Consider the following 14,710-nt stretch of genomic DNA (forward strand, 5'->3'; position numbering starts at 1 on the left):
AAAAAACAAGAACACGAATCAAAAAGACGACGGTTTATTCTGAATTCACAGAATGAACTGTCGTCTTTTCTCTTGCTCTCCGCCTCATGTGGCCCTTGCTTACTCCTCAGTTTCAATATTCGTTTTAAATTGACAGTGAATATCGCCATAGCCCCCTGGATTTCCATACCTATCAGACCCGAGGAGGACGCTACATCATACCCGTGTCTGTGCTTCAGTTTACTATTCTTCGCCTCAATTTTGTATCGTTCTTTGGCCTTGGCTTTAAGCTTTCGCTTTCTTGAAACGTAGCTTCTTCAAATGCTCATGGCTTTTTAAACTTTTTTGCCTTCACGCGCTCTGCGGATCACCAGATGTCCAGCTTTGCATACGTACATTTCCGCATCTTTGTTAAACTCGAACTCGTCTTGTCGTGACAATAGGTTTCGTTCAGTTCCTCATAAATAAAGCTAAAAGTCCACCAATTCGTCCATTCTTCCGTAACAGATGGTCTTTGGGAATCAACAGATTGTATAGTTCAATATATGGACTTAGGACCATGCTTTGCTGTTTCGGAAGCACCGGAACCACCCGCCTTTATTTGGATATTTTAATTATACCGAAAAAGCGAGACAGTAACCTCTGTTATGGAGGAACTGTCTCGCTTTAGAGTTTAGGACTTTTTCAGTGGCCTCGGGATATCCGGGGTTGTCTTTTTTTCATCCTTAATCTTTTTCTGAATGAGCAGCTCCACTTGCTTCTTCCAGAGAATGAATGAGAAGTCTATGATCGATCGGTGACGACATGACAAGCAGGCTCGTGTAGGTTCCATACTTATCGCAATGGTTGCTAAACTCTTCGAGGGTGCGCGTCGAGCTGGTCACTACTTTTAATAAATAACTGTGTTCTCCGCTTATACGGTGGCACTCGGCAACATGTGGAGATGTATGAACAAAATCAAGAAATGCATGGCAATCTCTAGTCCGAAACAATATATAGGCTACCGTATCCTTTCCTATTTTTTCAGGAGAGATGATAGTGCGATACTCCTTGATAACCCCTTTTTCTTCCATTCGTTTAACTCGTTCTGTTACAGCAGGTTGGGATAAACCCACGCATTTCCCTAGCTCCGTCATTGAAATTCTCGCCTGACTTTGAAGATAAAAGAGGATTTGTTTGTCTACATGGTCCACTTTGAATTCCCTCCTTTAAATTTAACGTTTTTATGAGAAATTCATTTAATTACTTTGTATAATCATCATAATGGATTGATTGCGTTATGTAAAATGAATGATTTAGATTATATAATAAAACTCATATCGATAAGGTGAACCAAACATGAAAAGATAGAAAGGATGGCTGCCCTTGAGCAAATACGTTTTTAATAAGGTAGGAACAGTAGCAGATTTAGAAGTACATATTGAAGAGGCTATTGATCGTACAATTGACGAAAAAAGGCTGGTTGGTGTTGGTATACGAGTTACGCTTAATGAGGCGCAATATTATAGTTGCGCTGCCGGATGTCCAGACCGTGAACAAAAGTCTGGAGGGACCTCTCAGTGAGCCTCTCCCTCTCCCGCAAAAATATAATTGCATTGGCTGCTATATGTTTGTCCGCATTGATGTTCGGCCTCGAAATTTCCAGTGTGCCAGTGATACTGCCAACTCTGGAGAAAGTATTGCATGGCGATCTTAAGGATATGCAATGGATTATGAACGCTTATACCATTGCATGTGCCACAGTTCTGATGGCTGTTGGAACGCTGGCTGACCGGTATGGAAGGAGGCGTATTTTTATTATCAGCCTCGTCTTGTTCGGTATTACATCCTTGATTTGTGGCTTGGCGCAAAGCACATCGGTTCTGATCATCAGTCGGTTTCTTCAAGGGGTGGGTGCTGGTGCGATGCAGATTTGCCAGATAGCAATTCTTTCACATCGGTTTCAGGAAGGACAAGAACGCAGCAAAGCCTTTGGCATATGGGGGATTGTGTTCGGTATCGGCCTCGGTTTTGGACCTATCATCGGCGGCATAATCGTGGCCGTGTTGAACTGGCATTGGGTTTTCCTGGTCCACGTTCCGTTGACCATCCTCGCTTTGATTCTTGTTTTTGGTGGCATAGAGGAGTCCAGAGATCCGCAGGTGAAAAAGCTGGACATTATCGGCATCGTCACGCTTTCATTGACAGTTTTTGGCCTTGCATACTTTATCACGCAAGGGCCGGAACTCGGCTTTACCAGCAGAGCATCCATCAGCATCCTTGTTGCAGTAGCAATAAGTTTCATTATTTTTCTGTTTGCGGAAAAGCTCAGCGCCCATCCGATGTTTGACTTTTCCGTATTCAAGATACGTAATTTCTCCGGCGCTCTCCTTGGCTCCATCGGCATGAACTTCAGTTTCTGGCCGTTCATGATCTATCTGCCGATCTATTTCCAGAGTGGCCTGGGTTACGGCATCGTAGCCGCCGGGCTGTCTCTCTTGGCTTATGCGCTGCCCACCTTGGTAATTCCACCTCTAGCAGAGCGTTTTTCGCTCCGCTATCAGCCGCGCATAGTCATTCCATCAGGTCTGTTCATCCTCGGTATGGGCTTCATTTTGATGAAATATGGCAGCGGCAGCGATCACGCCAGTTGGTTGACCATGCTCCCTGGCTCCTTGTTGGCTGGTATTGGGCTTGGCTTAACGAATACGCCTGTGACCAACACGACCACCGGCTCTGTTCCAAGTGCCCGTGCAGGCATGGCTTCCGGTATAGATATGAGTGCCAGATTGATCAGTCTAGCCATCAATATCGCTGTGATGGGATTCATCTTGCAGGTAGGTATTTTGTCTTATTTGAAGAGTGCCCTTTCCGGGACTCTCAGTGCAGTGCAATTGCGGTCTGTAGCCGAAAAAGTAGCCGCCGGAAACACTGTATCTCTCAGGCAGAGTTTGCCAGAACTCTCCTCTCTGGATGCGTCTGGAGCCGTCGTCCATGCGGCGCTTGTGCACGGCTTTGGCTTGATAATGCTCTACGGCGGTATTGGTGTCTGGGTTCTAGCCGCGATCAGTTTTATGATTTTTGGACCTAAGAGAGCATAAAGACAATCCCGGGGATATCGAGGTACTGAAAAAGTCCCCATTGTTGAGAGTAAGAGAATATCCAAAGAAAAACGAGCCTCTAGAATCGCTTCTAAGGCTCGTTTCGCGTTCAGGGAGACATATTTGTACCCCTAAAATTTAAATCAACAGTTTTTCAGTGGCCTCGATCAATTCAGAGGTCATCTTTTTATGCTTAGAAAGGTACTTTATATGAATATCTACAGTTCCCACTCTTCCCGTAAAAGCCCCATTCGGATCGAGTCATAATACTCTCCATTATAATATCTACACTTTCGAAGCCTGGCTTCGAGGGTCATGCCCAGCTTCTCCCCAACCTTCATCATCCGATGGTTTCCTGACCAGGTTGTAAAGCCCACTCTTACTAGAGGTAATGTATTAAACAAATGCGTGATCCACAGTCGAAGCGCCCTCTTACCATACCCACCGCTCCAATACCGCGAATCATAGATACCAATCCCCATTTCAAGCCATTGGGAAGGCTGATGCTCCCAATAGTAGCTAACCGATCCAATGATCTTGCCTTCCACTTCAATGATCCAAAAGTCATCTTGTCCGATTCGCTTGTCTTTATCTTTTAAATAATCATCAAAAGAAAGTGACTTATGTTCATAGTAGGGTGCATCCCACTGCTTCCATTCCGGTGCTTCTTCTTTAAAAGTTAACGACCAAAGAGCCGGCAGGTCTTCTTCTGTAACAGGCCTAATCGTTAAATCCTTATCCGTATACATTTAGTACACTCCTTTTATAATAAAATTCATTCTATCTATATTGGGCTATATTGGGCTTTATTGTATCTGCTTTTGCACTATTTCGAATTTCTAGTTTTGTCCGTCTTTGAAGCAAGACCGTAATTTAAGTTGACAAACAACCAAAAATAATATATCTTAATATCAAGATAATAAATATAAAGGAAAGTTTTTCGACTGTTTATTTTGTTTAGAAAAACCTAATCATATAAAAACCAAGGAGGATAATGACATGAAACTATTAGGATTGCATCACGTTTCGGCGATTACTGCGGCAGCGGCTAAAAATGTTGATTTTTATACTCAGGTAATGGGACTTCGGCTGATCAAGAAAACGGTGAACCAAGATGATGTTAGTGTGTATCACCTTTTTTACGGAGATGAGCGTGGAACTGCGGGTACGGAAGTCACTTTCTTTGAAATTCCACATGCGGGACAAACTCGTACAGGAAATAACAGCATTTCAGCACTCTCCCTACGGGTACCGAACGACAAGGCACTGGATTACTGGAAAAACCGCTTCGAACAGCTGGATGTAAAACATGGTGAAATTACGGATCAAGCAGGACGCCTGGCACTTTCGTTTGAGGATTTTGAAGGGCAACGCTTCTTCCTCGTTTCAGATGAGCATGATCACGGAGTGCGCGGCGGCACGCCTTGGGAGAAAAGCCCTGTCCCTGCCGAGTACGGCATTGTAGGACTTGGGCCGGTTCATCTGACCATTCCTAAAGCGGAGAATACCATTCTCATTCTTGAACAGGTTATGGGCTTCCGCAAAAAAGGCTCTTACCCTTCCCCAGTTACCGGACAACCGGATGTGGTCATCTATGAAACGGGTGAAGGCGGTACAGGAACTGAAGTGCATCTGGAAGAGCGCAACGATCTGCCACAAGAACGACCAGGACGCGGCAGTGTGCATCACGTAGCCTTCCGTGTTGAAACTGAGGAAGAGCTCAAACAGTGGGTAGACCGTATTGGGCAGCTGCAAATTTCCAACTCAGGCTTTGTAGATCGCTTTTACTTCCGTTCATTGTATTTCCGTGAGCCGAACGGCATTCTGTTTGAATTGGCAACCGATGGGCCCGGCTTTGATACGGATGAAGAACTGGAGTTTCTGGGTGAATCGCTGGCGTTACCGCCATTTTTGGAATCGCGCCGTGCCTCTATTGAAGCCAATCTCAAACCGCTTAATACCAAACAGTAATTGAAGTTTAAAGATACGATCAGGTATGGTCAATTCGCCCCATAAATATTTTTATTTCATGTTATTTATCTCATGAATTGTGACCGTTTATTGTGCATGGCACGACCAGCCGGAATGACAGAGCAGATCGAACACATTCTACCATCTCCCGGATCTCCCGGATCTCCTGGACTATCTGGCCTCAAATTTCAAAATGAGCCGATAAATGAAACAAAGAAAGCTTCAGACCGATGAAGGCCTGAAGCTTTCTTTGTTTATCGCGCTTTACTTAACATCAAGCACCATACACTTTAGCTGTAACGAAGTTTACTGCTTGGCTAGCAGGGTCACCAGCCCAAAATGCATCAAAATAAACCCCTCTGCCATTATCCGCATAAACAATGCTTGCACCTTTAACTAAAAATATCCCTACAACAATACCTCCAATCCAGCCTGGTAGACCCAAAGACGAAAGAATACCGGTAAGAGTTGATCCGGATATTGCACCAATTCCCCCAGCGTAAAGGGCTTTTGATTTGATATCATTTATTAATTGATGAGAAAAATAGATACGGTATCCCCACCAAAATAATTCATAATCCCAATAAGAGGAAGTGTTAATCGAAGCTGTAGAGAATTTATTAGTAGGTACTACCTTTAAACTGTTACTATCCGTTGTAGTAACTGTTACTTCACCTGAGATATTCTTCGCTTGATTATTTGCCGAATCTAAAGCTTTATTAACAAGTCCAAGTTCATCTTCAGTTAAATTTTTTGAAGCCTCTTCACTTAAAGTGAATGTTTGTGACTGTAGTTTTATGTAGGGATTTGCTTTGTTAATCAATTCTTGGCTGAGTTCAGAGGTTGATTCTCTCTGTACTGCATTTGGCGTTGCTGCTGCCAGTGCTGCTGTACTGCCGATAACAAGCATTAACATAACTGATGCCATCAAAGTCGATACAAATTTCTTCATTTTACCACTTTCTTCCCAATAATATGATATAATTGTAATAACAATATATAGAGTACCATATATAAGCTATTTTGGGTACATATTTTTTAGAAGGAGTTGTCAATTTTGAAAAACTTTTCAAAAATCTTATTCATTGGATTTTTTACTGGAATCTTGACTATATTTATACTTACTGGAAAAGTAGAACTAAATGGTTTACTAGTTTGCTTTTTAAGCGCAGGAATAGTAGCAGTAGGATATCTGGCTATATATTTAATAAAGAAAAGGCGTAAATGATTTAACACGGGATCGGAGACCTCGAGTGTTCCAGCTCGCTTGGACTGATTTATATAATTACATCACCCAATACAGTGCTATCACATTACCTAGATGGCATATGTATAAAATCCAGCATTTTTTGCATATGTCTAGCCTTCCGTGGACCAATGAGAAAAAGCAGAGATTTGGCCATCCAGCTGATCTCTGCTTTTCTCTCGATTCCTTTGATTTTCGCCTGTTCTGCCGGCATTTCTTCGTCGCTAAAATGACTCCCCACGGATAACTTTCCCTTCTGCATCAATTCATGGTTAATTTAGAATAACCCAAAAAATCGTTTGCGCTTGCCGTGCAGCTCAGCCGCGAAACAGCCCCGCAATTTCCATGAGCTGCTGATCTGCACGTTCTTGAGCTTGGGCACTTCCTCCAGCACACCATTTACCTGGTCACCAACCCCGGAATTCGCCCACTGCTCCACAACAGCATTTATGGCGCTCTGATACTCAATGCCATGATTCAGGAAGTCCAGCAGCGCACGAAAGGCTACAATGTCGTGATCTACAAAGGCTCGATTCTCTTTTTCATTCTTAGCAAACGCATAGCCAGCTTCTTCAAGAGTTCTCGCATACTTATTGACCATTTACACAAAGGGGCATTCCGCGATCTGCAAGCTTTTAGCTTTGACAGGTAAGCGAAATGCCCTTTTTAGTTATGCTTATAGCTTTTTATCATCCACACTGTTCAGCCATGCTTCGATTTCTCCGATTACAGAGGCGATACAGCCATCTTGGAACGGCGAGATTAGTCCAGCCAGCTCAACCAATCCGGTAAAGGATCGACTTCCCCCGGCACGGCATAGCTTCAAATAATCTTCCCACGCAGCTGCCCGGTCGATACTCATGCGTTTCCAGAATTGGAACGCGCACAGTTGCGCGAGTGTATAGTCAATATAGTAGAACGGGGATTGAAAAATATGACCCTGTTTGTGCCAAAACCCGCCCTGCTCCAGATACTCGTTGCCTTCATAATCCAGATGCGGTTTATACTTACGTTCAATGGAGCGCCATGCGCTTTTACGTTCGGATGGGGTCCAGTCTGGATGTTCGTATACGGCATGCTGGAATTCGTCCACGGCTACGCCGTAAGGCACGAACAGCAACGATGAGGATAGATGTTCAAAGTGATATTTGTCCGTATCTTCCTCGAAGAATAGATTCATCCAAGGCCATGCGAAAAACTCCATGCTCATAGAGTGGATCTCAGCCGCCTCCATGGTTGGCCAATGATACTCAGGAATTTCAAAATGTCGGCTTTCATAGACCTGGAAGGCATGACCTGCTTCATGCGTCAATACGTCGATATCCCCGGATGTACCATTGAAATTGGAGAAAATAAACGGCGTGCCATATTCGCTCAAAAATGTACAATAACCTCCGCTTTGCTTGCCTTTTTTGCTGATCAAATCCATCAATCCACGTTCAATCATAAAGCTGAAAAATTCATGTGTTTCCGCTGAAAGTTCCTCATACATACGTGCTCCATTGCGAATGATCCACTCCGGGTCACCTTTAGGCGTAGGATTGCCTGACAGGAAGTTGAAGCCCTCGTCATAATAGCGAAGCTGATCTACTCCGATCCGTTCGCGCTGGCGTTCCTTCAGCTTGGTTGCCAGAGGAACGATGTGCTTCAGCACCTGCTCGCGGAAATTGGCTACCATTTCGGCATTGTAATCTGTACGTCCCAAGCGAGCATAGCCCAATTCTACGAAGTTGTCATAGCCCAGCTTGTGTGCCATGCGCGTGCGTACCTTCACCAGTTCATCATAGATCCGGTCCAGCTCGTCCTCATGCTCACTCATAAATTGATATTTAGCCTCGGAGGCCTGTTTGCGCGTCTCCCGGTTGGTAGCCATTTCAAAAGGCAGGAGCTGCGACAATGTGCGTTCTTCTCCCTCGAACGGGATCTTCGCTGAAGCAATCAATTGAGCATATTCCGAGGTCAGCTTATTTTCCTGCTGCAAATCCTCAATAATATCCGGATGGAACGACTTGAGTGCTACCTCGGCAATACTGAAAAGCTGGCTGCCCCATTGACTCTCCAACTCGGTTCGGAATGGAGAATCCACCAATGCCCGGTAGTAATCGGTTACATACTCCTGAATAACCGGTATGAAATCATCAGCGTACTCTTGCTCCGCTTTGTAAAAGGCGTCCTCCGTATTAATGGAGTGCCGAACTTCCACCAATTGCAATTGCGTTTCCACGTTACTGCGCAGCTTGTTAATCGCATGAATCACTTCATTTTGACGTTCTACGCTGGCCGCTTCACGAAACTGCTGCAACAGCGTTTTAAACCGCTGTTCAATTACAGGTTGCTCTGGTCGGCTGTAAGCCATTTGGCTGAATAAGGTCATTGCTTCGGTTCCTCCTTAAATGTAATAAATCTGATGCCTATTATACAGTACGATTAGACCAAACTGGAAGCTATAATTCCAAAAAAATACAACCTCAAGAGCCGCAATACCATGTATTACGGCTCTTGAGCCTCATCTAACTCTATATATCAAAAAAGTCATGGTCTAAAACAATCTAATATATATTCAGCCTGATGGAGATTTATAAGTCTTTCTAAGATCGCAGACCTTTATGCTTTATTGATTTTGCAAACGATGTGCCGCATGCAAAGTCGGACCGACGAATTCATTCAGCTTGAAGCTACCTTCAATGGCCTGTGTAATGAATCTCTTGGCCTGATCCACTGCTTCACGTACAGTCAGCCCTTGAGCCAAACCAGCCGTTACCGCTGCCGAAGTGGTGCAGCCTGCACCGTGGGTAAAGTTTGTTTTTACAACATCGGCTTCAAACCAGTCAAAAGTGATTCCGTCATATAGCAGATCCATCGCTTTACCTGCGCGAATTTTGCCACGGTCCTTGATCAGTACATGCTTAGCTCCACGCTCATGGATAATCGCAGCTGCTTCCTGCATCTGCTCCAGTGTCGTGATCGGTCCATTCTTCGCCAGTTGCGAAGCCTCGAACAAGTTCGGTGTTACCAGGTCAGCGCCAGGAATCAATAATTCCAGCATCGCCTCTGTATTTTCCGGCTGGAGCACTTCATCCGTGCCTTTGCAGACCATGACCGGGTCAATTACGATCCGCTTCAGATCATGCTTTTTCAAATGGCTGGCTACCAGCTCGATAATTTCAACGGAACCAAGCATACCTGTTTTCATCGCATCAAAACCGATACCTTCCAATACAGTACGCAGCTGCGCTTCTACCACATCCAACGCAACAGGATATACAAGATGGTCCCAGGTTTTAGGACCCATCGCTACTACGGTTGTTAATACGGTCATGCCATATACGCCAAGCTCCTGAAAGGTTTTCAGGTCTGCCTGAATACCCGCTCCACCGCTTGTGTCGGAGCCGGCTATCGTTAATGTTTTGGGAATCGTCATTTGTTCATGCTCTCCTTCACTTTCTGTGCTGCATTTATCCTAATCCCGCTTGCGAAACTTGTCAACGCGCAAAACGGTCCTCTCTATGCTAAAAGTCATAAGCGACAGCAGTAGCTAAAAAACGAGAACATCCCCTTTTGAAACGGGAACATCCTCGCAATAACGTGTTATATGAAGAATTCGAATGAAATTTAGAATTATAAATACCCACCAGTACTGTGATCATAGGCATGATTCTTTTCATTTGCACGTACGCCCAAGCACAGACTCTGATACAACTGCTGCTGTTCCGGTGTAGCAAAATTTCGATGCTGCTCAAATAAAGCCATACAACCAATGATATGTTCGGTATAGCTATTATCGACAGACAGTTGCAAGCAATGCAGTGTTTGTCCCACGCCCTCGGGGTAATCGCCTTTTCGGAAATAATATTCTGCAAACACCTTACAAAAGGATGCAAAGCGAAATGCATTAAAGTGCTTGCGATAATGAGTGTCCCATCGTTCCGGTGCAAGCTCCCAGAAGCTCTTGAGTTGCTGACTAAACAGTCCCAGTTCGGCATCCACGAAATAACCGAACCGGTTCGCCGATTCGAGCAAGGTGTTCAAGCCTTCCAGTGTCTCATCCGGATGCTCACGCAGATAAGTAATATATTCATAGATTGCAGAAGTGTTGCCCATTTTAATTTCAATACAAAGTCGGTTCCCCTGTGCATATACACGATGTAGGTTGACCACTTTCCAGCCTTCTTCGTCTAAACCCTCAAACCAGCTCAAATCTGCATAACCCTCAATCCATTGCTTGGATTCCTCATATCTGCCCTGAAACTCATAGCAGCTGGCCTTGAGCAGATGCCCCTGAGCATAGTAATAAACGAGCGGCTTAAGCAGCTCCAGGTGCTCATCTCCAAAACGGTTCCGATTGCGATACAATGCCTGCGCCAGCTCTCTTAGCTCGTCCGCATACATTTCCATCTCGGACCATTGCATTTTTAAAGCAAACACTTGAGATAGCATATGTAAGCCTTCCAGTGCGTAAATTTCCGGTAGACGACTACGGTACAAATGGAATTGTACAGCAGCCTTCAAGTTCCGTGTGTTATCCTTAATCTGGATCTGGAATATACGGAAATAGCTGATCGCCAATCGTTCAGAGTGGGTATATTTCTCACTCTCGATGACACAATCATACAGAAGCATGGAAGCTTCATATCTGCCATCCTCAAACATCGCTTCTGCGGTCTCAAAAATAGCAGGAACGTTCGATAAATCGTCCATCAAATAGCCAAGTACACTGCGTATACACTCCAGCTTGTTCAACTCCGAGCACCGTAGGAGAAACGGACGCAACCTCCTCCAGTGTGGTAAGGAATGAATAAAACATTCATCCACATACATCTCGAACAAAGATCCTTCTTCCAATCCCATGGCCTCGGTAATCAGATCAAGCTGATTAACTGAGATAGGCCGTGGTGGGTTCCGGTTAAGTATACCGCTAAGTGTACCCGGATTTACCTTGGAAGCATCTGCAAAACATTGCATTGAAATGCCTTCACTTTGAATATACTTTTCTATTTCTGCGCGGATCGTGGTGTTTTTTTCCAAAGGGACACCCCCTTAAACGAATGATGGTGACTTTTTCATTACCTTTTAAACCAAAATTTGTTTAATCAAAGTATATGTCTATTTATACGAGAGGTCAATAACTTTAAATACGACTCAGGACATATAAAATCACGAATTTTGTACGATTTTAAAACTGTTTTATGAAAAAAGACCGTCCTCTACGGGACAGTCTTTTTCTATTATTTTGATGCTGTGGACTTATAGGACAAAAACTAGTTAGCAGTTCTACCGTGAACGTCCGAAATCGAGGGCAAACTTAGCGTATCCCTCTACCGTTAACCCTTCATAAAGCAACTCCGAATAGGCATTAGCAGCATCCGTTGCTTGCGGTGAGGTCAGGAAGGTCACATGCGGATGCCCTGACCATGGGGCGAGGGACCAATGGCCGTCAGCTTTTGGCGTCAACGTCTTCATATGCCGCACGTGTTCAGTCAGTACATGACGGTTCTCATCCGGTGAAGCAAGTATAATTCGCTCTCCACCCGGATTGACCAGCGCAGAGGAAAACGCGCGATAGTTATTCGTAACAACCAGATAATTTCGCTGCATATCCATCGGTTCGCCATCAAAAGATATCTGAATGATTCTGTGTGCATCTGGGTCCTTTAGGCCCCCGTCAGCATCATATCTGGCTGGCTGTGTTACATCAATCTGATACCTGATGCCGTCGATGATATCGAAATTAAAGCTTGGAAAATCAGAATTAATCAGCTCTTGCTCTTGTTCTGCTGAAGGATCGATTTGCTGGAATTGTCCAGCAGACCACTCCAGCCATTCCCGAATTTCCGTTCCGGTCAGTCGAACGACATGCAGCGTATTCGGAAAATTGTACAGATCGGCGATATGCTTGATCGCCAACGTCCCCGCCGGAATATGGGTATAGTACGATGGGCCATATCTGCCGCCTGTTTTAAAAGGAGCTGCTGCCGACAGAACGGGCAATCCTTCGTACTCGCTCCCTTGTATCTGCTGCTTCACATACCACATTTGCGCATCATTCACGAGCTGAACCGAAGCATCATCCATCACCTGAGCAAAAAAGCTGCTCACCGCCACCGTCGTCTGACCTACAGGTGCACGAATATACTCCAGTGTTCCGGCGTGTTCTTCTGCTACCGCCAGCTGAATGGCAGTATCCGGTTGTACCAGCGCTTCCTTGCGTATCGGATCATACACCGGGCGTACCTCGGCAGCAGATGCAGCCACTTGCCACTTCTCTCCACTAAAGGTCAGCTCCAGATCAATGATACCCAGATGATCCCCCCAAAAGCCCGGCTCCACTGCTGGGATATCGTGGATGGTACCTCGCTCTACATCAACACCTGTTTTCCCCATAAACGAAGGTCCGGGAAATACTTTATGTGCATGACCAAACACAATGGCATCGATCCCTTCCACCCTGCTCAGATGCAGCACCGCATTTTCCATATCAAGCGTTTCGGGAATATCCTCAAAGCCTGCATGGGGCATAGCAATGATGAGATCAGCTCCCGCCGCCTTCATTTGTGGAATAAACCGTCTTGCCGTTTCCAGCATATCTTTGACGATGATTTTCCCCTCCAGCCACGCCTTGTCCCATTGCATAATTTGCGGAGGGACAAAGCCGATGACTCCCACCTTCAACAGATGCTTACCACCTGCTTCATCCTCTACCGTCTTATCCAGCAATAGATAAGGTGTAAAGTAATTTCGTTCTTGTTCTCCCGCTATATAAATGTTGGCATTCACATAAGGAAACTGCGCTCCTCGAAGGCAAGTCTGCAAGTATTCCAGTCCGTAGTTAAATTCATGATTACCGATATTGCCTGCCTCATACCCAAGCAGATTCATGGCTTTATAGGCGGGATGCACTGCGCTTGGGTCCTGTTGGATTCGCTGTACAGCATAATCTCCCATTGGATTCCCCTGAATCACATCTCCGTTATCTAGCAGCAGGTGATTGGGTACCTCCGCCCGGGCTATTTGAATCAAGCTGGCTGTTTGCGCCAGACCGTAATGCAGCGTCTCCTGATCCGTATAATAATCGTAATTCCACAAACTGACATGCAAATCGGTTGTAACCATAATGCGGAATTTCACTCTCACAAGGCTTACATTTCCCTGGTCTGCCTTTTCGTTAATATCCAAAATATCCAATCTTTTTCTCTCCCTCAGCTTCGGTCATAGAGCTTGAACAAGTCTAACAGAGCACTGTTAAGAGAATGTTAAAACAAGCATTTTGCATAAATCCAGAGAATGGTTTTAATTATACGATAAATTTTACATCATTTTTACCAAAGTCAGGAGTGGTTTTTACCCTAGCTACGGGACTAGCTGTTAAGATTTGGTTTGTCACAGCATTTACAGGTTTTTTATTATCGTTATCACTATGTTTAGGGGGAAATTATTTTGTTCAAAAAAGCACTGACCTTGTGCATGACCTTCACACTGGCAGCGGGTCTAGCCGCTTGTGGCTCCAATGCAAGCAATAACAACAGCGCGTCCACTCCGGGTACAGATGGCTCTAAAAACGAAAGCACAGCCTATGTTCCTAAGGAGTTAAAGGTACAGTTCGTTCCTTCTCAAAATGCAGATACGCTCGAAGCCAAAGCCAAACCGCTCGAAAATCTACTGGGTGACAAGCTTGGAATCCCGGTGAAAGTAACTGTATCTCCTGACTACAATACGATTGTGGAAGCCATGTCTTCCAAACAGGTAGATGTAGGATTCCTTCCGCCGAATGCTTATGTACTGGCCCACGATAACCGTAAAGCAGCCGACTTGCTGTTGCAAGCTCAACGCTACGGAATTGAAGATGCTACAGGCAAGGACACGACTGAAAAAGTAAACTTTTATAAAGCGATGATCGTGGTGAAAAAGGATTCTCCGATTCAAAGTCTAGCTGATCTGAAAGGCAAGAAGGTTGGCTGGCAAAATGTAACCTCCTCCGCAGGCTACGTGTACCCTGCAGCAGAGCTGAAAAAAGCTGGCGTGGACCCGGATACGGATGTGCAGGGTGTGACAATCAAAGGCCACGATGCTGCTATTCTGGCGTTGCTGAACGGTCAAGTTGATGCGGTAGCTGTTTTCCAGGATGCACGTAACACGGTGAAGAAGGAAATCCCGGATGTATTTGAAAAAACTCGCGTCATTCATTACACAGCTAAAATTCCAAATGACACCGTCAGCGTACGTTCTGATATGGATCAAGCGTGGAGAGACAAGATCAGCCAAGCCTTTATTGACATCGCCAAAGATCCTGCAGGCGGCGAAATCATTAAAGAGATTTACACCCATGTAGGTTATGAAAAGGGCGACGATAAAAACTTCGACTCCGTGCGTGAATACGCCGAAGCCGTTGGTCAAGCGGTTAAGTAATCGGAGCAAACAAGGTACTTTAATGAAGTAA

The 14,710-nt window shown here is 44.9% G+C and carries 13 protein-coding genes and 1 pseudogene; 4 read left to right on the forward strand and 10 right to left on the reverse strand.

Annotated elements, in window-relative coordinates; genetic code table 11:
- Window positions 1-107: 107 nt before the first annotated feature.
- Together KAI36_RS22850 and KAI36_RS22855 are read right to left on the reverse strand one after the other, a co-directional pair.
- A pseudogene (locus KAI36_RS22850) lies at window positions 108-413 on the reverse strand (IS5/IS1182 family transposase); the annotation flags it as partial.
- Between the two features lie 291 nt (window positions 414-704).
- A complete protein-coding gene (locus tag KAI36_RS22855; protein WP_220026098.1) occupies window positions 705-1,172 on the reverse strand; it encodes an Lrp/AsnC family transcriptional regulator in 468 nt (155 codons plus the stop codon).
- Between the two features lie 172 nt (window positions 1,173-1,344).
- Between KAI36_RS22855 and KAI36_RS22860 the strand changes: the two genes are divergently transcribed.
- Together KAI36_RS22860 and KAI36_RS22865 are read left to right on the forward strand one after the other, a co-directional pair.
- A complete protein-coding gene (locus tag KAI36_RS22860) occupies window positions 1,345-1,542 on the forward strand; it encodes a hypothetical protein (RefSeq protein WP_220026099.1) in 198 nt (65 codons plus the stop codon).
- The gene (locus tag KAI36_RS22865) at window positions 1,539-3,059 is read left to right on the forward strand and encodes an MFS transporter (RefSeq protein ID WP_220026100.1); all 1,521 of its coding nucleotides are present in this window, start codon (window positions 1,539-1,541) and stop codon (window positions 3,057-3,059) included. Before KAI36_RS22860 ends, KAI36_RS22865 begins: the two co-directional genes overlap by 4 nt.
- Before the next feature lie 218 nt (window positions 3,060-3,277).
- On the opposite strand, the gene KAI36_RS22870 is transcribed toward KAI36_RS22865, so the two are convergent.
- On the reverse strand, window positions 3,278-3,808 hold the full coding sequence (locus tag KAI36_RS22870) for a GNAT family N-acetyltransferase (RefSeq protein ID WP_220026101.1): 531 nt from the start codon (window positions 3,806-3,808) through the stop codon (window positions 3,278-3,280).
- Window positions 3,809-4,058: 250 nt separating this feature from the next.
- On the opposite strand from KAI36_RS22870, the gene KAI36_RS22875 reads away from it, so the two are divergent.
- On the forward strand, window positions 4,059-5,030 hold the full coding sequence (locus KAI36_RS22875) for a ring-cleaving dioxygenase (RefSeq protein WP_220026102.1): 972 nt from the start codon (window positions 4,059-4,061) through the stop codon (window positions 5,028-5,030).
- 274 nt (window positions 5,031-5,304) lie between these two features.
- Here the strand turns inward: KAI36_RS22875 and KAI36_RS22880 are convergent, their stop codons facing one another.
- From KAI36_RS22880 to KAI36_RS22910, 7 genes are all read right to left on the reverse strand, one after another.
- The gene (locus KAI36_RS22880; protein WP_220026103.1) at window positions 5,305-5,982 is read right to left on the reverse strand and encodes a hypothetical protein; all 678 of its coding nucleotides are present in this window, start codon (window positions 5,980-5,982) and stop codon (window positions 5,305-5,307) included.
- Between the two features lie 361 nt (window positions 5,983-6,343).
- The gene (locus KAI36_RS22885) at window positions 6,344-6,517 is read right to left on the reverse strand and encodes a hypothetical protein (RefSeq protein WP_220026104.1); all 174 of its coding nucleotides are present in this window, start codon (window positions 6,515-6,517) and stop codon (window positions 6,344-6,346) included.
- Window positions 6,518-6,553: 36 nt separating this feature from the next.
- Window positions 6,554-6,877 (reverse strand): hypothetical protein, encoded by a 324-nt coding sequence (locus KAI36_RS22890; protein WP_220026105.1) that lies wholly within the window; start codon window positions 6,875-6,877, stop codon window positions 6,554-6,556.
- 75 nt (window positions 6,878-6,952) lie between these two features.
- Window positions 6,953-8,650, reverse strand: coding sequence for a M3 family oligoendopeptidase (locus KAI36_RS22895; RefSeq protein ID WP_220026106.1), 1,698 nt, complete (start codon window positions 8,648-8,650; stop codon window positions 6,953-6,955).
- A gap of 237 nt (window positions 8,651-8,887) precedes the next feature.
- On the reverse strand, window positions 8,888-9,697 hold the full coding sequence (thiD, locus tag KAI36_RS22900) for a bifunctional hydroxymethylpyrimidine kinase/phosphomethylpyrimidine kinase (RefSeq protein ID WP_013312022.1): 810 nt from the start codon (window positions 9,695-9,697) through the stop codon (window positions 8,888-8,890).
- Between the two features lie 197 nt (window positions 9,698-9,894).
- On the reverse strand, window positions 9,895-11,301 hold the full coding sequence (locus tag KAI36_RS22905) for a DNA-binding protein (protein ID WP_220026107.1): 1,407 nt from the start codon (window positions 11,299-11,301) through the stop codon (window positions 9,895-9,897).
- Window positions 11,302-11,547: 246 nt separating this feature from the next.
- Window positions 11,548-13,458, reverse strand: coding sequence for a bifunctional 2',3'-cyclic-nucleotide 2'-phosphodiesterase/3'-nucleotidase (locus KAI36_RS22910; protein WP_220026108.1), 1,911 nt, complete (start codon window positions 13,456-13,458; stop codon window positions 11,548-11,550).
- Between the two features lie 252 nt (window positions 13,459-13,710).
- On the opposite strand from KAI36_RS22910, the gene KAI36_RS22915 reads away from it, so the two are divergent.
- A complete protein-coding gene (locus KAI36_RS22915; RefSeq protein ID WP_025722520.1) occupies window positions 13,711-14,679 on the forward strand; it encodes a phosphate/phosphite/phosphonate ABC transporter substrate-binding protein in 969 nt (322 codons plus the stop codon).
- Window positions 14,680-14,710 lie beyond the last annotated feature (31 nt).

Source organism: Paenibacillus sp. S02, assembly GCF_019454065.1.
GTDB classification, from domain to species: Bacteria; Bacillota; Bacilli; order Paenibacillales; family Paenibacillaceae; genus Paenibacillus; species Paenibacillus polymyxa_B.

Coding starts and splice junctions, on each gene's coding strand:
- KAI36_RS22890 (WP_220026105.1), bottom strand. CDS start 6,877: ATGGTCAATAAGTATGCGAGAACTCTTGAAGAAGCTGGCTATGCGTTT.
- thiD (WP_013312022.1), bottom strand. CDS start 9,697: ATGACGATTCCCAAAACATTAACGATAGCCGGCTCCGACACAAGCGGT.
- KAI36_RS22895 (WP_220026106.1), bottom strand. CDS start 8,650: ATGACCTTATTCAGCCAAATGGCTTACAGCCGACCAGAGCAACCTGTA.
- KAI36_RS22875 (WP_220026102.1), top strand. CDS start 4,059: ATGAAACTATTAGGATTGCATCACGTTTCGGCGATTACTGCGGCAGCG.
- KAI36_RS22870 (WP_220026101.1), bottom strand. CDS start 3,808: ATGTATACGGATAAGGATTTAACGATTAGGCCTGTTACAGAAGAAGAC.
- KAI36_RS22880 (WP_220026103.1), bottom strand. CDS start 5,982: ATGAAGAAATTTGTATCGACTTTGATGGCATCAGTTATGTTAATGCTT.